The following is a 22,646-nucleotide window of genomic DNA, read 5'->3' on the forward strand; positions in this document are numbered from 1 at the left end:
TGAACTAGCCTGCTCAGAAGGCGCTTTTTTATAGATCGCTGTTTTTCAGACGCGTTATTTTTGCGTTAACTTTTCGGTTTGGAGCGCTGCAGCCGCAAGGAATTGTTTGAGGCTGACCCCTTTCGGAATTTCAATATGGCCTTCAATCATCAGGGCTGACATGCCATGCACCATAGACCAGGCGCCCATGGCCTGCGCCTTGGCCAGGGCTTTGTCTTTGGTGCGCAGCGCAAAGGCTTCTTTCAGGAGTACGAAGGGCGTTTTTGAAAAACTTTCCAATTCAGAATCCGGGTTGATCTTTTCTTCCGAATTCTTTTTTGCTTCCGTCTGTAGGTGTTTTCTGCCGCTGGTTTCGACCTGTCCGAGCATCAAACGATAAAGTTGCGCGTTATTGGTGGCAAATTCCAGGCAGGTTACGCCGTATTCCAGGATCAGCTCTTCCGGCTTTTGATATTTGGCTTTGACCTTTTCCATGGCGGCGGACATCTGTTGAAAACCTGCGGCAGCAACGGCACGCAGTAATTCCTTTTTGTTCTTGAAGTGCGAGTAGGGGGCCATGTGGGAAACGCCCACTTCGGCCGCGATGGCTCTCAGTGAAAGCGCGTCAGCGCCGTCGCGCACCAGAATCTGATTCGCCGCTTTGATTAACGAACTTTTAAGGTCGCCATGATGATACGAGCTGGCCGTTCCTTTATCCATCCCTTGTTTGGTCTCCGGGGGCGACGCTTTCGATTTTGGGCTACGAGCCATAACTACCACGTTTATTCTTGTTTGCAATGAAGCGGGCTAAAGTACCTATTTAAGGGGATTTCGGCAAGTGATTATCGAACTCATCGACCATTCCGCTCAGGGATTGAAGATAAGCATCCGGCGTTGAGTCTCCTGCAAATTTAGTGGCTGGAGGGGTCAGTATCTGGCTGTAAACCGGATTGGGTGAAAATTCGTCCGCATTATAGGCGTGGTTTGCGCCGTAGACGCCGATCAACACGCCACTGATCAGGGTGGCCATTAATTGAGTGCGGTGAATGTTGGTCGCAAAGCTCAGATTGTAATTGAGCAATACAGCCAGACCGACAAAGGCCACGGTGTAACTGATGGCATAACCGAGCAATAAACTGTTGGAGTTGAATTCCAGAATGTAGGCAAAGGGATCGATGATCAGAATGCCCAGCATCACCAGGGAGGTGTACTGGAGCTGTTGGCCAAAATGACTTTGATGACGGAAAATACGGCCGATCACTGCCCAGATTGAGGCCCAAATTAAGATGACGGCGGCACCTAACAAGGTCTCTTTGGTAAAGTCCACCCAGCTCTCAAGCGGTTGGACCAACGCGTACTCTGAGCTGGCACTGAGTAACGCGACCATGCTCATGATGAACATTGGCATCAGCCAACCAAAAGAGTCCTGATGAAGGTTTCGGCGTTGGAGTATTTTGGTGGGTTCCACTTGATGATCTGAGCTGAATACAGACAGACTGGTGCGGCCTAATACCAGGCGGTCTTTGCTGTGCAGAGGCGTGATCTGTTTTTTGATCGGCGTTCCGTTCAACAACACACTGTTGGTGTCATCCAGGACTTCGATAAACCAGCTTTGTTGATCTGCCTCTGAGGGTTGACTGAAAATACGGGCCTGGTGTCCGGCCACATATTGATCGGACAGCACGATGTGGTTGGTGAACGCCCGGCCAATGGTGATGTCTTCGCCGTCACTGCGGAAAAGTGGCGAGATATGATCGTTTTTATGGCCGGACTGTATGATCAGTTGTTCCATGTCAAAGACTCCATGAAGCGCTTGATGAGGACGATAGCGTTCTTTTGACTGATGCCCGATGCCCCGATTTTGGCGACCATGGCTTTTTCAGGGTGATCCACCGAAACCATCAGATGCAGAGCATCAAACAATTCAGGGTAATCTAAGTAATTTCTGAAACAGCTGGACACTTTCCATGAGCGTTGATCGATTTCGATGAAGTCGGATTGGCACTTAAAGTTGCTGACGGAGCCTTCGTAGTAAGCGTTGTCTAAGTCGTGATGAGTGAACCGTTCTTCGATGGCGCTGTAAAACTGAAATGAATTGAGGTCTTCTTCGGCCTTGATCCACTCATAATCGTAGAAGAAGTCGCCGACAAAGAAGTCACTCTCAATGTAGGTTTCATCTTCAGAGCGACAGTGCTGGTGAAAACCCTGGTAGCGGGTTTCATCTTCTTCGGTGGAATGCCCCCAGCATTTGAGTGCATCGCTGATTTTGCTGGCTATGGTCAACTCGCCCAACGTACTGGTGGGGAAGGGGGCAGCCAATAAAGGCTGATAGAACTGATCCTGATCATCCAGTAAGGCCTGCTCAATGTGGGCCTGATAATCATTCGTTAAAGGCGGTTGGCTGATCAGTTGCTTTAAGTAAATGGCCGGCACCAGAAAGCTGATCTGGTCGCCTCCGGTGGACACGTTAATGCCGATCACCTCCCCATCCTGATTGATGGCTGGGCCGCCGCTCATCCCGGAATTGAGAGAGCCGGAAAACAGGATCTTCTGGTAGCGAGAGGCTTGCAATAACCCATTGTAATTGCCTTCGATGATGGTCATGCCTAAGTCATGGGGGTTGCCCATTGAATAGATGCGATCCCCTTTATCCAACGGCGTTGGGTTGATGGTTAAGAACTGGGATTGCTTATCGGCACTTTGAATGACCGCCAGGTCACGGATGATGTCGAAGTTAATGAGGCTGGCACTGGCGATGGAGCCGTCGTTACGAACGTATTCCAGCCGGAACTTCTCCGGGTCATGAATGTAGGAAGACACCACATGAAAGTTGGTGGCGATGTGGCCCTGATCACTGATCAGAAAGCCGGAGCCTATGGTGTATTTATCGCCAGAGCCTTGGTCGATCACCCGGATCTGATACACGGTTTGTTTCAGCTCTGAAAATAACGACTTGGCGTTACTGGTTTCGGCAAACAGAGACGGGCTGGTGAATAGCGCAAAGCTGGTTCCGATGAACCACAATATTATGGAACGAGTGCTGACGAGTTTTGATGGATTGCTCAACGGGGTGTCCTACGGCCAAATGTTTCGTTCATCATAACCGGAAAAGCACGCGTGCTCGATATCTGATGGCGAATTTTGAGAGATCAGACGAAGGGGGAGACCTTCGTCTGGTTGCTAGGCTGCTTTGGTGTGGTAGCTGCTGACGATGATTTGAAATATCTGGTTCAACCGGTTCACTCGCTGATCGGATTGATCCGCGTACTTTGAAAGCTGTTCCAGTCGCGTCAGTTGCTCAGAAATGAACGCCGTCAGTATCGGAATCGGCGGCGCTTTCTCTGTTTCCTGGCCGGACCTTTTTTGTACCAGCAGTTCATCGATGGTTTGGTTCAGTGCTCTCCGGTCTGAAATCAGACTTCGTAACGCACTGAACTCGATGGGCGCGGTACTTTGGTATTTCTCAAGCCATAAGATCGACAGCAAAGCTCTTAACACGTAAAAATACTTTTTCAGGGTGACGGTCTCTTTATTGAGGTGTTCCCGATAATTATTCATCGCCATATTACGGTAATGGTAGATGCCTTTTTCGACCGAGTAGAGGTCTTCCAGAGCGTTTCTGGCCATAGGTGCAAATATTTGGTCGTCACGATAAACGATAGGTGACTTTAACCATTCGACGATGGCCGGGTTGGATTTCCACATGAGTTGCAGTGCTTTACGCACGTCCCAGCCGTTGATGTCGATCTCATCCACAATCGGGTATTCGATGACGTCACGCTTTTTCTCCAGATCCACCGTCAGATACCAGTCTTGCGGGTGTGCGTATATGAACCGGACATCGTAATCGCTGTTTTCTGATGCGAATCCCCAGGCCCGGCTGCCGGACTCGACGGCATAAAGTACCCGTACATTGTACTCTTGTTCAGCCCGCTTAATGCGGGCCATGATTTCTTGTTTGATGGATTCCTTGATCATTGTTACTTCCTTGGGGTGTTCGGGGCCTTACTAACCCTTCACACACACGACTTGTTTTAATTCATAGACGATCTCAACCAGGTCTTTTTGTGCTTCCATCACCTGTTCAATCGGTTTATACGCGCGGGGCGTTTCGTCCACCACGCTTGCGTCTTTTCGGCACTCAACGTTTTCTGTAGCTTTAATATGCTCTTCCAGGCTCACTTGTTTTTTGGCTTCGGTACGGGACATCACGCGTCCTGCACCGTGACTGCAGGTACAGAAACTTTCTGCGTTTCCAAGCCCTCGCACAATGAAGGACTTGGCGCCCATGCTGCCCGGAATGATCCCGAGTTCGCCTTGTTTCGCACTTACCGCGCCTTTTCGGGTTAGCCACACATCTTTGCCGTAGTGGTGCTCGAGGTTGACGTAATTATGGTGGCAGTTCACCGCTTCCAGTTGGCCAATCACGGGCCTTTGTAACGTTTGACCAACGGCCGCCAGCGTTCGGTTCATCATGATTTCCCGGTTAATACGAGCGTAGTTCTGTGCCCACTGTACGGCCTCCACATAGTCGTCAAAGTGCTCGGTGCCTTCGCAGAGGTAGGCTAAATCCCGATCAGGCAAATTAATAAAGTGCCGTTCCATGTCCTTTTTGGCTTGTTCGATGAAGTAGGTGCCGATACGGTTTCCAACCCCCCGTGATCCGGAATGCAACATCACCCATACCGCTTGTTGGGTATCCAGGCATATTTCAATAAAGTGGTTTCCGGTGCCTAAAGTGCCCAGGTGTTTCACGTTATTGGTGTTCTTTAATACCGCGTGTTTCTCGGTCAGCAGGTTGAACCCTGCATTCAGGTGTTGATTCCAACCCGCAGCGACATCGTTGGGTAAATCCTGCCACGCGCCCTTATCCCGACGACTACGGTTGGTACTTCTTCCGTGTGGCACGGCTTGTTCAATGGCGTCTCTTAACGGTTTCAGGTTATCCGGCAAGTCTTTGGCCGTCAGGTTGGTTTTAACGGCCATCATTCCACAACCAATGTCCACGCCAACGGCGGCAGGAATGACGGCGCCCACCGTGGGAATTACGGATCCAATGGTGGCGCCTTTGCCTAAATGCACGTCCGGCATGGCGGCAACCCATTTATGAATAAACGGCATGGAGGCGATGTTTATCAGCTGTTGGCGAGCTTTATCCTCAAAAGGTACGCCGCGCGTCCAGCTTTTAATTGGAACACCGGGTTTATTATGAATGACTTGGTAGTTGGGTGTTCTCGTTGTCATGATTTTTTCCTTTTTGTTTGTGCCCTTTTTCAGGGGGACTATCTTAGAGCTTAGCGGTGCGAACATATCGCGTGTTTTACTAAGCTCACGATGGATATAACAATAAGGATGCCAAGTTTTAAATATAATTTAAGTGTCTGATATTATTTGTTATTTTTATTTTGGTTGAATTTTAAGTTTATAAAAATTTATCTAATTCGATAATTTATTATTGAATTAGATCGTCAAAATTGAGGTCGAACCGAGTGAGATACTGTTTCAGCCGGTGGGCATCGTTCACGGATTTTTTCTTTAAACGGGATTGGTTAAACAGCTTCCTACCGGCGTCTGAAATGGTTTTGCTCTGTTGGCAGACTTCGATCACTTTTTGCAATTGCCACTGGTCGAACAGGTCGATGTCGTGCAGTGTTGCTTGAGTAAAGTAATCTTCGAGGCTTACTAATGATTGTTGTTGATGAGGTGTTTGCCAGTGATTCTTGAGGCGGTCGATTTCTTCATTCACGTTTTCTTCATTGATGCGCCCGCCGTCCGCGAGGGTGGTCATTCGTTGAACGGATGCGTTTAAATCACGAAAATTGTTTTGCCAGCAGGCTTCGCTGGAGAGTCCGAATTCAAGGTACTTTTGCCGGGCGGTTTTGTTAAAACTGACCTTATGGTTGTGTTGAATCTCCATTTGGTGCAGCTCGTAATCCAGGTTGGGTTCGATGTCTTCCCGGCGGCTTTGCAGGCCGGGTAACTGATAGCTCCAAAGGTTAATTCTGGCCAGTAAGTCGTCTCGGAATGTGCCTTCTGCAACCGCTTTGTGGAGGTCTTTATTGGTGCCTGCGATCAGCTGGAAATCGCTGTGTATGGGGGTGTCGGAACCGACCGGATAAAAGCTTTTTTCCTCCAGGGCGTGCAGCAACATAGCTTGCTCATCCGGGTTCAGCTCCCCGATCTCATCCAGAAACAAAAGCCCTTGATCAGCACGTGCCAGTAATCCCTGGCGCTTGGTCTGGGCGCCGGTAAATGCGCCTTTGGTGTGGCCGAACAGTGCGCTCATGGCGCCGTCGCCGCGCAAGGTGGCGCAGTTGACGGAGACGTATTCGCCATGAATCAGGCCGCGCTTTTGCTTCAGTAAGTATATACGTTTGGCCAGTTGCGATTTGCCTGCGCCGGTCGGGCCGGTGATGAGCAATGGCGCGGTGGAGCGAATCGCCACTTTTTCAATCTGCTGAATCATTTGGTTGAACTTGCCGTTCCGGGTGGCGATGCCGGATTTCAGGAATTCTGTGCCTTCAAGGTGTTGATGCTTAAAGCGTGAGTTGATGGCATCGTACTTGGACAGGTCTAAATCAATGATCTGATATTGCCCTTTCGGGCCACGATGTTCTTTGTCGGGTGAGGTCTGAACCAGTTTGGCCGGAATGTAATTGGCTTCGCACAGCAAGAACCAGCAGATCTGAGCAACGTGGGTTCCTGTGGTGATGTGCAGTAAGTAGTCTTCCTGGTCGGGTTTGAAATCGTAGTTCATGCAGAAGTCGAGCAAGGTGCTGTAGACCTGCTCGAAATCCCAGGGGTTTTCATTTTCAACGCTGTGTAGCCTTACGTCAATTTCTTCAGAAATGGTTTGCATGTCGCTGGCGGTGTTGTGAGCCAGGCGGTTGTCTTCGCGGTGATGAAGCAGCTCAAAGCGGTCAACATTGAGGGAATCTTGCATGCACAGTGAAATGGACGGTCGCCATTTTTCCCAGCGCTTTGCGCCCCGACTGCGGAAATCCAGTACGTTGCCGAGAAAGCCGATGACGACGGTTTTTTTCATGATGGAGTCCTGATGATAGTACGAATATATTATTAGTATTTGCGATTGGCCATGTTTAGCATGATATCAAAGCACTGGCTCCGTATGTTCCTGACCTGAACTGTGCATCAATTCTCATCGAGTTTTCAATAAAATCAATAGAATCGTGCTTCTCAATATGTTCAGACATCTCGAAATCAAATCGAAGCAGTGAAGGATTTGCTCGATCACATCAAATGATGCTGAAACGTAAGTGGTTCATCAAGGAAATAATAACGGCATGGAAGCACGTCACACGGTTAAAACAATCCCTAGTAAAATGGAAAAACCGCTCTGTTCTTCTTTTCTGCAGCCGGCTGATTGCACAGGAGGGGTGGCATGAATATTCCCGGCCAGAAAGGATTCAAGGTCACGGACTTAATGGGAAACCACTACTTATTTTGTCATTCGTATGATGCAGGCATAGAAGTGGTACCTACGCACTTAACTTTCGTGGAAGACGCGTATTATGGACGAACATTCCTGCAAGAACTGTGTGAACTTGGCTCTCTGGAAGGAGCGCTAAGGGATTTATATTTGTATGCTCGGTCTCATGCTCATCATTTGCATCAAAAAAGCGACTGGGATGTGTTAATTCAACTCACCAAAATGCTGGAAACGGGCGAACTGAAGGTTTGGCTGACTCGGGATATTCTAAAGGAACATGCGGCAGCACTCCGAAGTAAAGATGTCCCTATGGCATCGGGTGCTGCAACTAGTAATACGCCTGCTAAGCCCGTGATAAGACGTCGACAGGCAGAAGAATCAACTTCTGAAAGAGAAACTTCGGCGAGTGTGCATGAATCTGACATGAGTGCTGTTGATGCAGCAAGCAAAGCGGTTCAACCAGCAAATTTAGCAGAAGCCAAAGTTCTTTTAGCAAATCGGCGCAAACAAATAGCCGCAACCGGCTATCAACCCAAATACTCTGATAAAGAGCTCAAGCAGCTAGCGGAGCACGGAGATGTGGGTGGTGAGAGATTCCAGGTGCGGTTCATGGAAATGAGTTACCTTATTGATCGTAATACGCCTGACGATCCATTAAGTGGAAAATTAGGAATGGTGATGAAAGGTGAGTCTGGGGAAGGTGCAAAGTATTGGTCTACAAGCTTTGACCAGCTCGAAGATGCAGATTCAGATCCGAAACTTATCAGTGAAAAGTTGGGACTGGAGTATGACTCAGGGACAAGTTATTGCTTAGTAATTGTTGATACTCAAAAAGCGGCACCTTTAACGGGGGTAAAAAGCGTATCAGCGACTTTTAATAATGTCAGTGAATTTGCAAACACTGAATTACCAAAACAGTTTTCTAAAGACTTTACTAATCGAGTAATGACCCCTAAATTCCAGGAGTTTTATTCCGAGCACTACAGTGCAGCTGTAAATAGTGGTGATTTACCACATCAGTGGTCCAGAGATACTGATGCATTTCAAAATTACCTACAGACGACTGATTTACCATTGGAAGATCAGGAGTTGCTGATTACTCGAATGGAAATGCATGACAGAATTGGCAATAATCAGGATTATCTAGGAACGGGTCTAACAAAGGAATTAAACTCTGAGAGTCCAAATAGCTGTGGGGTGGTCGAAACACTTAATTTTGAGCGTAAAACTGTTAACTTGAAGGCGTTACATGAAGCTGGTGCCATCACCATTATCAAGGATCTTGAAATAGTATGACTTATATACAGGAGTATTCAGTAGCAGCAAGTCTGCCAAGCATTACTGACCATAATTATTTACCGTGTGATGCCACCGAAATTGGACGGCTAATGGATACAACGGAACGAGAAAAGCTGTATGTCCTCATTAAACGAAATCAATATTTATCTATATTGGCTGTATTTAGGAACTTGAAAACCAATAAGTATTGCTGCACACAGTATGACTTTCCTCTTAAAGTACTTAGCTGGTTTCCCAAGGCTTTGGAGGAATTTCAAAAAGCTCCCGCTGAAGGCGGTTTACATGCAGGTGCTATGAGCAGCGTTGATGAAGATGTAGATGGTGAAATGCTGTGCGTGCAAGCTGCTACTCAAGGCTATTATATTGTGAACTGGTCTCGACAAAGCCCAATAGCCGTTACAACTGCATATAAACCAACTGAAATTTCTTTTAGTTATCACTTTTTATATGATCTTGGTTTTTTAGAACTTTGGAAAGACCTAGGCGAAAAATACGAGCGCGGTGAGATTTAACCTTAGGAACTCTTGAATAGTTTCCGGACCAACGAAGATTTATTTCCCTGATAAGGCCAAATAGCCGGAAGCGCCGACTAACGCTGAACCGCCAAAACGATTGATAAAGCGAGGGTGTTTGGAAATGCGTTGGGAGGCTTTTTTGGCTGTGGCTGCATAAATCATCACCCATGTGAAATCCAACAGTGCCATGGTCGGGCACATGATGGCCATTTGTTCAAAGAGCGACATAGAGGGGTCAATGAACTGTGGAAAAATGCAGTAAAAAACACAATGGCCTTTGGGTTGCCTGCGGCGACCATAAATCCGGACAAGAACAATTTACCGGGCGTGGCATCTTGAGTTGTTTTATCGTTGGCGGGAGCTTTCGTTGTTTGCATGAACATTTTAACGCCCATATACAGCAAAGTAATCACGCCGAACCATTTGATGATCTGAAATGCCGTTTCTGAATTGGCAATAATCACACCCAGCCCAATGGCCACGAACACCATTTGCAAAAAATTGGCGGTGATATCACCGAGTGCGGTAAAGGTGGTTTTTTTTACGCCGAAGTGAACAGAATGCACCATGCCTAATAAGATGCTGGGGCCTGGCGTCATGGTTAATACCAAGGATGCAGCGACAAAAGCGAGCCAGGTTTCGAGTGTCATGGGGGTTCCTGTTGGCGTGAAGGTAGCCGACAGTCTACTCGAAACAGGCGCTTCGCATAAAGGTGATTGGTCAATCGTTGCTCTTTTTAACGGAGCTATTTACAGGTCTATTTTACAAAAGCTCCAAGCCTAAAATGGTGAGGGCGACCACCTCACATAGATAAGTCAGGGTTGCGCCCGACATACGAAACAGCGCAGAGACCTGAAACATGCCGATGGCATGAATAACTCTGGACGCAGTAAACCCTATTACTAACGCAGGCAGTAATGTTGAACTGCTTTCTATGGCGAGCGCTAATACCACCAGGCCAAAGGCAATGACGTGCTCGACGCCGTTGGCGTGACACCGAATGGCTTTTTTTACATTAATTTTGCCGCCGTCGCCATGTGGCACTCTTTCGGTAATACGTACTTTCGACACGTATAACGCGAGTAAGGTAACAAAAGCGACATTAAAAAATACATACAGTTTAAACCAATACATAACTTTCTCCTGAAAGGGCTTGGAAGGGAGTTTATGCCTGACGGTAACCGTAATAAACTGGCTTATGTGTAATTCATTCTTACGATTAATGTAATAGTGTTGGCAGGAGTTTGCTGGTGGCTTTATCCGATGATAACCAAGTATTTATCACCTTAGTGAATCATGGCAGTTTTATTCGGGCGGCGAATGCATTGGAAACCACCAGTGCCTCGGTCAGTCGTTATCTGAAAAAATTAGAGCAACGGTTGGGAGTGCAGTTGATTCACCGAACCACTCGCTCATTGAGCCTGACTCAAGCCGGTCAGGTGTATTTTGAAAGTTGCCAGAGAATCGTGGAAGAAAAACGAGAGACGGAACTTAAACTGCAGAATTTATCCGCCAAGCCGGTAGGTACACTGAAATTAACCAGTACTTCGACCTTTGCCCGAACTCAGCTGATTCCTGTCATTGCTGAGTTTTCGGAAGAATACCCGGACATTCAATTTGAGTTGAATGTGTCTGATGCGACGTTAGACATCATCGACGCAGGGTTTGATTTGGCCTTTCGAGCCGGCGAGCTGAAAGACTCACGGCTTCGATGCCGCACGGTATTGTCTGGTTTCTTAATGGCTTGCGCCTCGCCGGAATACATTGCCCGAGCCGGTTTGCCGCAACGGCCTCAGGATTTAGCGAGCCATTCTTTTATTTTTATTGGTCACGTTCAGTCGGTGATTAAACGATTTCAACAATTATTGCCGCAGTTCCATGTTTCCAATTCAAACAATAAGGTGCTGGTTAACGATATGTTGGCGGCTTACCAGTGCGCCTGTTCCGGCATGGGGGTGACCGTTCTGCCCAGCTACCTCATTGAACAGGACCTTCAGCAAGGTAGGCTGGTGCCCTTGTTTACGTCAGAGGATCAATTGCGCCATGAGGTCAATGCGGTATTTCCGCAATCGGCGTTTGTGCCCAATAAGACCCGGGTGTTTCTGGATTATCTGATACAAAGGCTGAATTGAGTTGCCGCTGGATTTTCAGAGGCCGCGTTGGCAACGAAGCCCTCTGAAATTACATGGGTTACCAAATCAGTCATATTGAACATCAGTGACCGTGACTGTGTGAGGCATGTCCAGGCACAAACCCTTGATGAATCAGCTTGGCCACACGCGGATCGGATTCGCTGTCGCCCAAATCGGCGTAATCCATACGGTCAAAGGTGCTCAGTTGAGCCAACCAACCAACGACTTCTTCGGTTTGGTATAAGCGAGCGAGGACCATAGTCGGCTGGCCGTTTTGAATCACCCTGGCGGGGATTTGGTACTGATCGATCAACTCAACCTGGTAGCTGTGATCGTTATTGGTCAGACGGCGGGCATTGTGACGGTTCCACTGCATGGTTTCTGCCTGATGAAGGGTGTCCAGCTTTTTACTGGCGAGCAGGCCTCGTACCTGTTCCCAGCTTACGTTCTGACCAAGGGAGGCCAGGTCGGAGGCTTCGTACTCGATGACCAGTTTGGAATCGGTAATCCAGCGATTAAATTTCAGTTTCTTTCCTTTAGGGTGCCAAGAGGTCAGCTCTCCGTTGGCTTTTTTGTAAAAAGTTCCTTGGTCTGTGTACCAGACCTGCATCGGTTGAAACTGTTGGGTTTGCGGATTGGCAACGAAATAATCGGCTGCGAACGGGCTGCAACCGGATTTCAGTTTTTGCGGTTTGCAATAACCGGCTTGTGCTGTGGTATTGAATGCGATGCCGCAAGTGACAATCAGCAGAGATAAGAAACGGGTTACGTTAAAGGATGAGACAAAGAACTTCATGACGATGATCCAAAAACAGTGTTAGAAAGCGTGTGAATGGGTAATTTAAGGGAAAAATATGTCGCTCAAATGACAACAGCCAAACCGGAATAAGCGCTTGGCTGTTGCATTGCGGGTGGGTCAGTTACATACGGTTGATCAGTCCGCTAATGCTGCGTCTGCCAACTCCACCAAACCCGTTGCTTTGTTGATGATGTGGAAAATCATGTTTTGCTCCAGCGTTCCTTGTGCCAAATGCGCCCAAGGGCCTGCAGCGTAGATGCCTACGTCTTCACCAGCGTGGGTTTCCGAACCGCGAGGGACAAGAGATTCCTGATAGAAGCCTTCGGCTTGAGTATCCACTTCGCTCAGGTCGATTCGACCTGCTCCACGAGCGTCGTTATTCGCCGGGTTACTGGCCCCTGGGCCATTCATGTAACCGACCGTGGTGTACGGCATATTATCCGCACCAACCGCCACTTGGTCATCAACACCTACAACTTTGCCTAAGATTGGGTTGCCACGTTTAGGGTAACCGGCAATGGTAAACACATGGCTGTGGTCAGCGGTGACCATCACCAGCGTTTCATCCAAATCCACTTTTGCCAGCGCTGCTTTTACTGCATCAGAGAACTCAATGGCATCGGTCAATGCGCGATAGGCATTGCCTGCGTGGTGACCGTGGTCGATGCGACCGGATTCAACTACCAGTACGAAACCGTCGTCGTCTTTGGATAACATATCGATGGCAGCTTCTGTCATTTCAGTCAATGAAGGCTCTTCCGCATCGTCTCGATCCGCTTCATAACTCATGTGGGAAGACGTAAACAAACCCATCAGCTGATCCGTTTGTTCCAGGTTGACGCCTTGCAAACCGGCCTTATCCGAAACAAAGGCACGCGTGGTGTTTTCGGCGGCGCCATCCACCCACAGTTGTGTCAGATCGCGTCCGTCTTCACGTCGGCCACCATCGTCTTGTGGAATGAAATGGCGCAATCCGCCGCCCAGGATGACATCAATGCCGTCCCCGTAATCGTAGCTGACCAATTGAGAGGCGATGTCTTCACAACCTGCTGTGTTGTGGCCGTCGTCGTTCGATTCGGCAATTTCAGCGTCGTCTTCCCAACCGCGTTCCGGGCTGACGGCATACGTTGCCGCCGGCGTGGCGTGGGTAATGCGGGCAGTGGAAACAACGCCCGTTGCTTTACCGGCAATTTCAGCGAGAGAGACGGCAGATACCAGCTCGTTTCCTGCAACGGTGTTGCACTCGCTGCGCTCAACGTCTTCGTCAACGCCGATGACGCCTGCATCCGATTTGACGCCCGTCATCATCGCCGTCATGGTACCGGCTGAGTCCGGGGTTTGCTGATCGGTATTGTAGGTTTTGGCCAAAGCAACGTATGGGAAGGTGTCCCAGGCCAGGTTGTTTTCTTCCCCGGTTTCGCCGCGTTGCTGGCCTTCCAGAATGCGGGCAGCGGTGGTGGTGCTTACCCCCATGCCGTCCCCAACAAACAGAATCACATTTTTGGCGGTTTGAATGTTCGGTGCATTGTTGGCTGCGGCCGCGACGGCGTTTGCGCCTTGGTTGAACCAAGCGTTTTTCGATTCCCCCTGCGCTGCGCTTTGGGCGGGGGTGTCTACGTTGGGGGCGTCGTTGCTGTTACTGCTGTCGCTGTCACTGCAACCGGCCATGAATACGGTGCTGCTCATAATCGCAGCAAGTAGCGTTTTCTTAAAGTTCATAATCATTCTCCTGCTGGATTAGTATTGTTCGCCGCCAAGATCGGCTGCTTCATTGATGACGTGAAAGACTTCGTTTTGCTCAATGACGCCACTGAACAAATGGGAACCCGGGCCCATGGCGTGAATGGTGATGTCTTCACCTGCGTGGGTTTCGGATGATCTTGGTACCAGGCTTTCCTGATGGAAACCCTGGCCTTCGGTATTGATGTTCGTTAAATCCACTCGACCGTCGGTATGTACGGCTTGCTGATAACGATCATCACCGCCTGTGGCCAGTTCTGCGAATCCAGGACCGTTCATATAACCAACGGTGGTGTAGGGCAGGTTGTCCGAGCCAGTCGCAATGGTGTCGTTGACATCGACGACTTTACCCAGTATCGGGTTGCCGCGTTTAGGATAGCCGGCAATGGTAAATACATGGCTGTGGTCGGCCGTGACGATGATTAAAGTATCATCACGAGATGTGTTGTCGACGGCTGCTTGCACAGCTTTGGCCAGTGCATGGGTGTCGGTCAGGGCGCGATATGCATTGCCTGCGTGATGACCATGGTCGATACGGCCTGCTTCAACGGTCAGGAAGAATCCTTGTTCGTCTTTCTTGAGCAGGTCGATCGCTGTTTCTGTCATTTCAGCTAAGGATGGCTCAACGTCACCGTCCCGATCTTCTTCATAGCTCATGTGCGATGAAGTAAATAGCCCCATGACTTTGTCGGTATTGGCCACATCCAGGTTGTTTAATTCCGTAACATTGCTGACGAATTCGCGGGTTTCGCCGTTGGCGTTATCCAACCACACTTGTGTCAGGTCTTGTCCGTCCGTCCGGCGGCCACCGTCTGTGTTGGGTTTGAAATGGCGCAAGCCACCGCCCAGAACCACTTCAATGCCGTTACCTTCCGAGTAGTTTACCAATTGCTGGGCGATATCAACGCAATTGCTTGCTTCAGGCAATTTGGAATCGTCTTCCCAGTCACGGTCCGGTGAAACCGAATAGGTTGCTGCGGGTGTTGCGTGAGTGATGCGTGCGGTGGAGACCACGCCCGTTGCTTTGCCTTTGCGTTCGGCCAGAGTCAAGGCGGTGGTTAATTCATTGCCAGACACTTGGTCGCACTCGCCGCGCTCAGCCATAGGGCCAAGGTTTAACATGCCAGCGCGGTTTTTAACGCCTGTCATCATGGCCGTCATGGTGCCGGCCGAGTCTGGCGTTTGCTGATCCGTGTTATAGGTTTTTACCAGCGCGGTATTGGGAAAGGTTTCGAACGATAAGAAGTTCTCTTCACCTGTTTCGCCCTGAAGCTGACCTTCCAGAATACGGGCGGCGGTTAATGTTGAAACGCCCATGCCATCACCAACAAAAAGAATGACATTTTTTGCGGTATTCAGGTTGCGGGCTTGCATTGCTTTTTGTTCAACCAGCTCATTGCCTGTTTGATACCAATCGTTGGCGGTTTGTGATTCCGGTAATGCTCCGGCATAAGCGCCAGCCGCAGTACCTGTAAGCATGAAGGCCGCAGCCAGCTTGCGCAGTTTAAGGTTCATGATGTTTCCTCGGGCTATGCTTTTGTTTGGCAGCGGGTGTATTGAAATAGTTATCCGGCTGCCTTTTCGTCTGTTGATAGATTTATTAATGATTCTAAAAAGTGCGGTCTGGAACTTTAGGCGGGAAAGATTTCGTTTCGATGACCATTTGATTAAATGGTCATGTAATAAAAATGACAGTCCTGACACAGAGAATGAAAAGGGCCATGGTTTTAGGCAAAACAGACTGATTAAAGGCTTCGAAGGTCTTGTTGCAGGTAATGAATCATGAGATCAGTGAGTGATTGGTAAACCCCGGAGTTTCGAACCTGTTTCATCCGTAGCAAAAAAGCCGGTAACCAATTGAGTAAATGACATTGGATAAAGTGCTTCTGATTCTGAACTGACGCGTGACTGGGTTGGTGAATGTTCTGAAGGATCACATTTCCCAGGTAATCCAATTGAATGGCTAAGTGATCCGCAGGTTCTTTGAAATTGGCCTGTGTGGATAAGCCGACGTCTTCAAGCCGCTGCAACATCTCAAAATGCGGTTCCTGAAATAACGTGGGTTCCTCCGAATGATAGATGGAGGCATAAGGCAGAGTCCCTGTGTCTGAGTCCGGCATAAACAGTTCAATATAATCACGCTCAAGGGATTGTGCCGGAAATTCCAGGGCCAGCAAGGGCTGAATGTGGCGTTGAAAGCGTTTGCAAATCAAGGTCAGGCTTGGGTTGTCACAGAGGGTCTGTAAAACGTTCTGATCATCGTCTTTGAGGAGCGTTACCAGCTTTTCTTCGTCAATTGTGGACGCATACAAGGTTGAGAACCACCAGTAAATGTTGGCTCTCGTTTCCGACAGTTGCTGTATTTGTTGGTGGATTAATGCGTCCATAGCTATTACTTCCTTGTAAAAACCAGGTGAGGAATGGGTCGGTCTACATAAAAGTTGTCTTTGTAGTTAATAGTTACTTTGAATTTAGCAATTGAGGATGCTTTTGCAACACTACTTTGGATGGATTTTCTGTACGTTGTTGTTCATTTGGGGACGGTTTTCCGCTTGATTCAGTTGCGATAGTCCACCATTGAATTCATTCCGGAGGGTTTGATTATAGAAGCCGAGTCTGCGTGGTGCGGGTTCGAATAAGTAATGAAATTTTACCGGTTGTGTGTGGCGATCCTGTTCGATCAGTTGTTGGTGGTAATATTCGAAGATGCGTTTATCGAGAATGATGACATCAATCTGGCCGGAAAACAGCCGTCTTAACTGAGCGTTTTGGTTGACTGCTTCATCATAACGCAGGTGAGACGCCATCAGTTGCCGATACTCTTCACCCAGGAACTTTATGGCGTTTTGAAATGCCATAATACGGTGGCTGCGTAAATCGGACAAATTGCGAAGTGTAATGTTGCTTGAAACTAATGTGACGGCAACGTTATGGAAATACACCACAGGCTCAGATAAGTAAATGTTCGGAATGGGAGGGGCATTGATGATGGCGTCAACCTTGTGTTCCAGCAGTAATTGCTCCGCTCGTTTATTGGACGTAAAGATGATTTTTTGGATGTGGTAACCGGCCAGCTGAAATGCTTTTCGGACACGGTCGATCTGCAGGCCCGATTCGGTTTCATTGATAATGTAGGGAGGGATTGACTTGCTGGTGGATATGATCAGTTCTTTGGCTGATATTGTGGAGCAAGCCAATAAAAAGAATAACAGGGCTAATACCTTACCGGATTGCTTTTGATGAGAGGGTAAGATCAAACGATGATGCATTGAAGTTGGCTTATGGCCCTGGCAGATGACGAATAACAATTGTTTTTAGAATAGGCTATATTCTGCAACACAGAGATGGTTTGAACCAATATATTATATCTGGAGTAAAGAGATGATCAGCAAAAAGGGAATCGTTTGGTGCGCTGCTGCGTGCTTGAGCTTAGTTTTGTCAGGCTGTCAGACGACTGCAGAACAACCTGAGAAAGGTGAAGAGTACTCCGGTTTTTTAACGGACTATTCGTTGTTAGGCCAAACCGTTGCACAGGATTCATTTGCGGTGAAGCGTTGGGTCAACCCGAAACTGTACTCGGGTGAATACGCTGAACTGGAATACGTTTCTACCCAGTATTACCCGGACATTCGCCCGAACGATCAGGTCAGCGATGAGACGTTGACTGATATATTGATCTACGTGGACGGGCAATTACGACTGGCTTCATTGTTCATCAGCCAGGATATGTCGGATAAAGGCACCAAGAAAGCCAGGGTCAGAGCGGCAATCACGGCAGTGGAAACGCTGAATAAAGATTATGAGTCTCATGAAGTGGTGTCTCAGGCGTTGATTTCGGCGGCGGAAGCAACGTCGGTCAACCCGAGAAATGACGACGCAGTGATTGCATTTGAACTGGAAGCGCGTGATGTTGAAACGGGCGAGCTGTTGGTTCAGTCGGTGGTTACCGGCGTGGCTCCGACGGTTGTGGTCAATGGCCAAGAGCGCTTATCGTTGACTCTATTAAAGCCGACGATTGACCGATGGATTGAATTTGCGACCAATAGCGGCCGGAAGCTGGCAGAGCAATAAGCCATTCAGGGCGTTTATTGATTCTTTGACAGTGTATTTTGGTATTCGGAAGGGGGTATTCCGGCTTGCTTCCGAAATGCCCGGCTGAAGTTACTTGGGTCTGAATAGCCCAGTTTCTCGGCGACGGCCTCCACCGTATTGCCTGCACTCAACCGGGCTTTGGCCTGTTCCAGTTTGATGTGATCGGTCAGTTGCCGATAGCTGGTTTGGACTTCTGTTAATCTTCTGCGTAATGTTCTGCCTGTCATATGCAACATGGTGGCAACTTCATCCAATGTCGCAAAGCCTCGTTGTTCATCGTAGATGAGCAGTCGGACTTGTTCTTTGATGCTTTGCTTTTGCGGTAAGCGGGCGAGTATTTGATTGCAGGCCTGTTCCGCCTGCTTTAGCGCAGAAGGGTTTGGCATCGCCATGGGCAGGCTTAACAAATGAGACTCAAATAAGAGCGCATTTCTGGGCTGGTCAAAGCGAATGCCATCAAAGAACGTATGTAAGTAGGCATCGATGTGATCTGGCTTGGGGTAGGTGACTTCCACTTTGCCATTGATCATCAGTTTCATGCCAAAAAAGAACATATTAATGCGAACGACGCAGACAAAAATCGTTTCGATCATGAACCGGTAGGTTAAAGGGTCATCCAGCTCGGAGCTGAGTGATAACACCATCATGTCTTGCTGATGCTGAATGTTGATATCGACTGACAGCATTCGGGTTCGGTAGTACTTCAGGAGTAAATCCAGCGCTTGTTCCAGATTGTTACAGCTCATGATGGCCTGGCCCAAGGCGCCGTGGGTCATGAGGTTGAGGCGTTCTCCGAACCTGATGCCCAATGCCGGATCATTACTCTGTTCGACGGCGTAGTGAATAAGACGGGACAGCTGCTCCTGATTCAACAAGGCATCCTGGCTGCTTAATAGCGCAGGACGAATTTCTGCTTTGCTCAGCAGATTGAGGCGTTGAGAGCTGTTCTCACAAACCATGTCCACCAACAGGGCAGCGTACTGGCTTTGGAGTGCGGGTTTAAGCTTATCCATGGGATTATCATGCCTGAAAAGCAGGCAAGTTCAAGCGAAACAAAAAAGCCAGCGAAGTTGCTGGCTGAAGGGCAATGGTAATTCGAACGAGCAGGGGGCTAAAATAACCCCAAGGCTGCGTCGGTGTAGCGTGTTGGCATTCTGGGCAGGCCTTCGGCCGCTTCGTGTGGGGTCAGGGTTAAACCACCGGTAGGAATGTTGATGAAACCACCCAAATACGTCTGCTGAAAGTTCTCATGAATGATCACGTTTTTGCCGCCGGCGTCCTGACCGTAAGTCGGCGTCAGATCCCCGTTCGGGTCTGTCACCCAGGCAATGTCTTTGGATTGTTGAGATAAAAAGAAGTTCTTAACTTTGCCGTCGTCACTGGCTTTACCCACTTCCAGGGATTGAAACTGGGACAGAGGCTGACAAGTATCTGTGCCGGTTGAGGTGCTGCAATTTTCTGGCGATAAATTGATGCCGCCAAATAAATCGGGGAAGGCCCGGATGTCCGCGCCGTCAATGACCCCAATGGACTCGGCACGGATGGGGTTGAAACCACCGACGTTGTTGCCGTTTGGATCGCCGTTTTCATCGTACTGAAGCAATGCCTGAGCCTTGATGGGCACCGGAATGAAACCGAATACCATCTCGGTGCCTTCCAGAATTACATCAATGTTACCGGTGAGGCTGTCGATGTCGCCGGATAAAATTCCGCCGGATTCTTCAAACCCTAAGCGCACGCCAATGACTTCGCGTGTGCCGTTCGGCCTGTTTTCAAACGCAAATTCAAGAAACGGGTTGGTTAGCTCAAACGGTTTTGAAACCACAGTGCCGTTGTCCTGTTTTTCATAGGCACCTAAAGCGAAGTTACGAATGCTGACGTCTGAGTCGAACTTTTCGACCATTCGGCTTGGGTCACAGCCGGATGCAGGGCAAGGCTCGCCGTTTTCATATCGGGCGAACTTTCCTAATTCCAGGTGATCAATGGATAAGTGAGTTTCCAGGTCGGCACCGATGTTGATCTTATAAAATTCGGTGTCGATTTCTTCCGAGGGCGCAGAATAACCGCCGGTGAATTGTTTAACCTGATAATTATCAATGGTAATGAAAGCCTGACCCGTCACGTCTGAAAGCGCTTCATCTTCAAGCGGGCGAAGGTCTGCCAATGTTTGAGTTGATAAAATGCTGGCCATAAAGACAGCACTTGCTGCTGGGGCTATTTTCATAAGATCACTTTTTATTTTTGTTATTTTTTAGTCAGTATATACAGGGTACGTGTGTCCACTGTGATTGTCATCACATGTTGTGTTTATTGACGTAAAGTGTCAGTAATGACGCAAATAGACAAGAAATGGGTGGGCTAGATCATTGGCCTAAAATGACAGTTTGGCTGTCTCTAAATGATCTTCATTTAATTCCTCAAAACGCCAGAATGATCAGTGTGAGTCATTGCACAATCTGTCTCCGCCAATGACTTCACAACCGCGAGAACGGTTTGCTATAAATTTACCGGGCAGCCAGCTTTCACCTGTATTCAGGTGAACTGCTGCCTCTTTTTTACGTTCTCAGGTTTGTGTCTTTCTTAACCTGGTAAAAGGGAAATTATATGCCTGAATTCAAAGCGCCATTGCGTGATATGAAGTTTGTTTTTGAAGAGCTTTTTGGTGCGTATCAGCATTATCAACAGTTTGAAAAAGGCGCGGAAGCGACCCCTGAAATGGTCAATGCGATTCTGGATGAATGTGCTAAGTTCTGCGAACAAGAGTTAGCGCCACTGTATCAATCCGGAGATGAAGAGGGGTGTCACTTTAAGAATGGCGAAGTGACGACACCGAAAGGATTTAAAGAAGCTTATCAGACGTTTGTGGAGAATGGCTGGCAAGGCATGAGTCATGATCCTGAATACGGTGGTCTTGGTTTGCCTATTTCCATCGGGGTATTAAAATCGGAACTGATCAGTACCGCTAACTGGGCCTGGGGGATGTACCCTGGCTTGAGCATGGGCGCGATGAATACCGTCTATCTGCACGGTGATGAGCAGCAGAAACAAACTTATCTGACCAAAATGACGGAAGGCACCTGGTCCGGCACCATGTGTTTGACCGAACCTCAGTGCGGTACCGACTTGGGGCAGGTAAAAACCAAAGCCGAGCCTAACCCGGACGGCTCTTACAAACTGACCGGAACCAAAATCTTTATCTCTGCCGGAGAGCACGATCTCACCGAAAACATCGTTCATATCGTGTTAGCTCGCCTGCCGGATGCCCCCAAGGGCACTCGGGGTATTTCTTTGTTTATCGTGCCTAAATTCTTATCCGATGATGCTGGCAACCTGACCGAACGCAATGGCATAGAGTGTACCGGCATCGAAAAGAAAATGGGCATTAAGGCGTCTTCTACTTGTGTGATGTCGATGGAAGATGCAAAAGGGTTTCTGATCGGGCCGCCGAACAAAGGCTTGCATTGCATGTTTACCTTTATGAATACGGCCCGAATTGGTACTGCAATGCAGGGATCTTGTGCCGCTGAACGGTCATTTCAGGGCGCTCTGGCGTATGCCAAAGACCGTTGTTCGATGCGTTCGTTGTCGGGCAAAAAGGCTCCGGAAAAAGACGCCGATCCGATCATTGTGCACCCGGACGTTCGCAGGATGTTATTGACCCAAAAAGCCTTTGCAGAAGGGGGGCGTGCCATGTTGCATTATGCCGCCTTTATTGCTGATCATCTGATTGATGGTGCGACTGAAGAAATCCGGGAACGTGCAGACGATGATTTGGGCTTTTTGACACCAATTCTGAAAGCCTTTTTGACCGAAACCGGTTACGAGGCCGCTAACCTGGGGGTTCAGGTGTTTGGTGGCCACGGCTATATTCAGGAATGGGGTATGGAACAGATCGTCCGGGATACCCGAATTTCAATGCTGTATGAAGGCACGACAGGGATTCAGGCGCTGGACCTGTTGGGTCGTAAAATATTGATGGATCGTGGTGGCGCTTACCGCCGTTTTACTAAGGAAGTGAAGAATTACTGTTCGGGTAAATCGGAATTTGTCTCGGGCAAACATCGCTCTGAAATACGGCCGCTTATTAAAAAGCTGAAGCAGCTGAACAGTGAGTGGAGCCGTTTAACGTTGAAGGTGGTTTATCGCTCGATCAAAAACTGGGATGAAGTGGGTGCTTCTTCGGTGGATTATCTGATGTACTCCGGGTACGTGGTGATGGCTTATGTCTGGGCCATGATGGCCGAGAAAGCGGCCGAACAATTGGCAAACGGCTCCACTGAAGTGGACTTCTATCGAGGTAAGATAGAAACGGCCAAGTTCTATTTTGATAAGATATTGCCGAGAACGTGCGGACATCGTGAATCTATCTTGTCGGGATCTGGCAGCGTTATGGGAATATCAGAAGCTGCCTTTTCTGTGGCCAGTTAATACCGGATCAATAATTCTGGCGATTGATTAATTGAAACCTCATTCAGGCTCCTTTGGAGCCTTTTTTGATGGCGGATTAAGGCAGATGTGGCTTCATTTGGTTGAAATTTGTACCACAGGTCGCTTTTTCAGGATTTATTCCTTGTGTAAGGCTTTGTAACTTCCTAGTCTTCTTTTTCACTTCAGCAAAATAATAATGATAAGGGGACTGA

General features: G+C 48.5%; 21 protein-coding genes. 5 read left to right on the forward strand and 16 right to left on the reverse strand.

Annotation, left to right across the window (positions count from 1 at the left end):
- Positions 1–54: 54 nt before the first annotated feature.
- The 6 genes from ABD744_RS22555 to rtcR all read right to left on the reverse strand — a co-directional run bounded on the left by ABD744_RS22555 (position 55) and on the right by rtcR (position 7,024).
- On the reverse strand, positions 55–750 hold the full coding sequence (locus ABD744_RS22555; RefSeq protein WP_344800875.1) for a TetR/AcrR family transcriptional regulator: 696 nt from the start codon (positions 748–750) through the stop codon (positions 55–57).
- A 49-nt stretch (positions 751–799) separates the two neighbouring features.
- Positions 800–1,771: an FHA domain-containing protein gene (locus tag ABD744_RS22560; RefSeq protein WP_344800876.1), complete on the reverse strand. Its 972-nt coding sequence runs from the start codon at positions 1,769–1,771 to the stop codon at positions 800–802.
- Entirely contained in the window at positions 1,759–3,045 is a 1,287-nt protein-coding gene (locus tag ABD744_RS22565) for a S1C family serine protease (RefSeq protein ID WP_344800877.1), read from the reverse strand. The genes ABD744_RS22560 and ABD744_RS22565 overlap by 13 nt, the downstream gene beginning before the upstream one ends.
- 114 nt (positions 3,046–3,159) lie before the next feature.
- The gene (locus ABD744_RS22570; protein ID WP_344800878.1) at positions 3,160–3,957 is read right to left on the reverse strand and encodes a nucleotidyltransferase domain-containing protein; all 798 of its coding nucleotides are present in this window, start codon (positions 3,955–3,957) and stop codon (positions 3,160–3,162) included.
- A 30-nt stretch (positions 3,958–3,987) separates the two neighbouring features.
- Complete coding sequence (locus ABD744_RS22575) at positions 3,988–5,223, reverse strand: RtcB family protein (RefSeq protein ID WP_344800879.1); 1,236 nt, start codon at positions 5,221–5,223, stop codon at positions 3,988–3,990.
- Between the two features lie 208 nt (positions 5,224–5,431).
- Complete coding sequence (gene rtcR, locus ABD744_RS22580; protein WP_344800880.1) at positions 5,432–7,024, reverse strand: RNA repair transcriptional activator RtcR; 1,593 nt, start codon at positions 7,022–7,024, stop codon at positions 5,432–5,434.
- Between the two features lie 357 nt (positions 7,025–7,381).
- On the opposite strand from rtcR, the gene ABD744_RS22585 reads away from it, so the two are divergent.
- Both ABD744_RS22585 and ABD744_RS22590 read left to right on the forward strand, forming a co-directional pair.
- Positions 7,382–8,725, forward strand: coding sequence for a hypothetical protein (locus tag ABD744_RS22585; RefSeq protein WP_344800881.1), 1,344 nt, complete (start codon positions 7,382–7,384; stop codon positions 8,723–8,725).
- Positions 8,722–9,240 (forward strand): hypothetical protein, encoded by a 519-nt coding sequence (locus ABD744_RS22590; protein ID WP_344800882.1) that lies wholly within the window; start codon positions 8,722–8,724, stop codon positions 9,238–9,240. Before ABD744_RS22585 ends, ABD744_RS22590 begins: the two co-directional genes overlap by 4 nt.
- 39 nt (positions 9,241–9,279) lie before the next feature.
- On the opposite strand, the gene ABD744_RS22595 is transcribed toward ABD744_RS22590, so the two are convergent.
- The 3 genes from ABD744_RS22595 to ABD744_RS22605 all read right to left on the reverse strand — a co-directional run bounded on the left by ABD744_RS22595 (position 9,280) and on the right by ABD744_RS22605 (position 10,377).
- Positions 9,280–9,432 (reverse strand): hypothetical protein, encoded by a 153-nt coding sequence (locus tag ABD744_RS22595; protein WP_344800883.1) that lies wholly within the window; start codon positions 9,430–9,432, stop codon positions 9,280–9,282.
- Positions 9,405–9,893 carry a LysE family translocator gene (locus ABD744_RS22600; protein WP_344800884.1) on the reverse strand — a complete coding sequence of 163 codons (489 nt, stop codon included), beginning with the start codon at positions 9,891–9,893 and terminating at the stop codon, positions 9,405–9,407. The genes ABD744_RS22595 and ABD744_RS22600 overlap by 28 nt, the downstream gene beginning before the upstream one ends.
- Positions 9,894–10,005: 112 nt before the next feature.
- A complete protein-coding gene (locus tag ABD744_RS22605) occupies positions 10,006–10,377 on the reverse strand; it encodes an MAPEG family protein (RefSeq protein WP_344800885.1) in 372 nt (123 codons plus the stop codon).
- A gap of 116 nt (positions 10,378–10,493) precedes the next feature.
- Between ABD744_RS22605 and ABD744_RS22610 the strand changes: the two genes are divergently transcribed.
- Positions 10,494–11,375 carry a LysR family transcriptional regulator gene (locus ABD744_RS22610; protein ID WP_344800886.1) on the forward strand — a complete coding sequence of 294 codons (882 nt, stop codon included), beginning with the start codon at positions 10,494–10,496 and terminating at the stop codon, positions 11,373–11,375.
- Positions 11,376–11,457: 82 nt separating this feature from the next.
- Here ABD744_RS22610 and ABD744_RS22615 read toward each other — a convergent pair whose 3' ends face one another.
- The 5 genes from ABD744_RS22615 to ABD744_RS22635 all read right to left on the reverse strand — a co-directional run bounded on the left by ABD744_RS22615 (position 11,458) and on the right by ABD744_RS22635 (position 17,183).
- Positions 11,458–12,171: a hypothetical protein gene (locus tag ABD744_RS22615; protein ID WP_344800887.1), complete on the reverse strand. Its 714-nt coding sequence runs from the start codon at positions 12,169–12,171 to the stop codon at positions 11,458–11,460.
- Between the two features lie 138 nt (positions 12,172–12,309).
- The gene (locus ABD744_RS22620; RefSeq protein ID WP_344800888.1) at positions 12,310–13,893 is read right to left on the reverse strand and encodes an alkaline phosphatase; all 1,584 of its coding nucleotides are present in this window, start codon (positions 13,891–13,893) and stop codon (positions 12,310–12,312) included.
- A gap of 18 nt (positions 13,894–13,911) precedes the next feature.
- A complete protein-coding gene (locus tag ABD744_RS22625) occupies positions 13,912–15,429 on the reverse strand; it encodes an alkaline phosphatase (RefSeq protein ID WP_344800889.1) in 1,518 nt (505 codons plus the stop codon).
- Positions 15,430–15,659: 230 nt separating this feature from the next.
- Positions 15,660–16,301 carry a molecular chaperone TorD gene (gene torD / locus ABD744_RS22630; RefSeq protein ID WP_344800890.1) on the reverse strand — a complete coding sequence of 214 codons (642 nt, stop codon included), beginning with the start codon at positions 16,299–16,301 and terminating at the stop codon, positions 15,660–15,662.
- Between the two features lie 111 nt (positions 16,302–16,412).
- Positions 16,413–17,183 carry a substrate-binding periplasmic protein gene (locus ABD744_RS22635; RefSeq protein WP_344800891.1) on the reverse strand — a complete coding sequence of 257 codons (771 nt, stop codon included), beginning with the start codon at positions 17,181–17,183 and terminating at the stop codon, positions 16,413–16,415.
- A 112-nt stretch (positions 17,184–17,295) separates the two neighbouring features.
- Between ABD744_RS22635 and ABD744_RS22640 the strand changes: the two genes are divergently transcribed.
- The gene (locus ABD744_RS22640) at positions 17,296–17,985 is read left to right on the forward strand and encodes a DUF3313 domain-containing protein (protein ID WP_344800892.1); all 690 of its coding nucleotides are present in this window, start codon (positions 17,296–17,298) and stop codon (positions 17,983–17,985) included.
- 14 nt (positions 17,986–17,999) lie between these two features.
- Here ABD744_RS22640 and ABD744_RS22645 read toward each other — a convergent pair whose 3' ends face one another.
- Together ABD744_RS22645 and ABD744_RS22650 are read right to left on the reverse strand one after the other, a co-directional pair.
- Complete coding sequence (locus ABD744_RS22645; RefSeq protein WP_344800893.1) at positions 18,000–19,019, reverse strand: AraC family transcriptional regulator; 1,020 nt, start codon at positions 19,017–19,019, stop codon at positions 18,000–18,002.
- A gap of 98 nt (positions 19,020–19,117) precedes the next feature.
- On the reverse strand, positions 19,118–20,230 hold the full coding sequence (locus tag ABD744_RS22650; RefSeq protein WP_344800894.1) for a DUF6160 family protein: 1,113 nt from the start codon (positions 20,228–20,230) through the stop codon (positions 19,118–19,120).
- Positions 20,231–20,610: 380 nt separating this feature from the next.
- Here ABD744_RS22650 and ABD744_RS22655 point away from each other — a divergent pair, with 380 nt between their 5' ends.
- Positions 20,611–22,434 (forward strand): acyl-CoA dehydrogenase C-terminal domain-containing protein, encoded by a 1,824-nt coding sequence (locus ABD744_RS22655; protein ID WP_344800895.1) that lies wholly within the window; start codon positions 20,611–20,613, stop codon positions 22,432–22,434.
- Positions 22,435–22,646: the final 212 nt, after the last annotated feature.

The organism is Litoribacillus peritrichatus, assembly GCF_039537985.1.
Lineage (GTDB): Bacteria > Pseudomonadota > Gammaproteobacteria > Pseudomonadales > Litoribrevibacteraceae > Litoribacillus > Litoribacillus peritrichatus.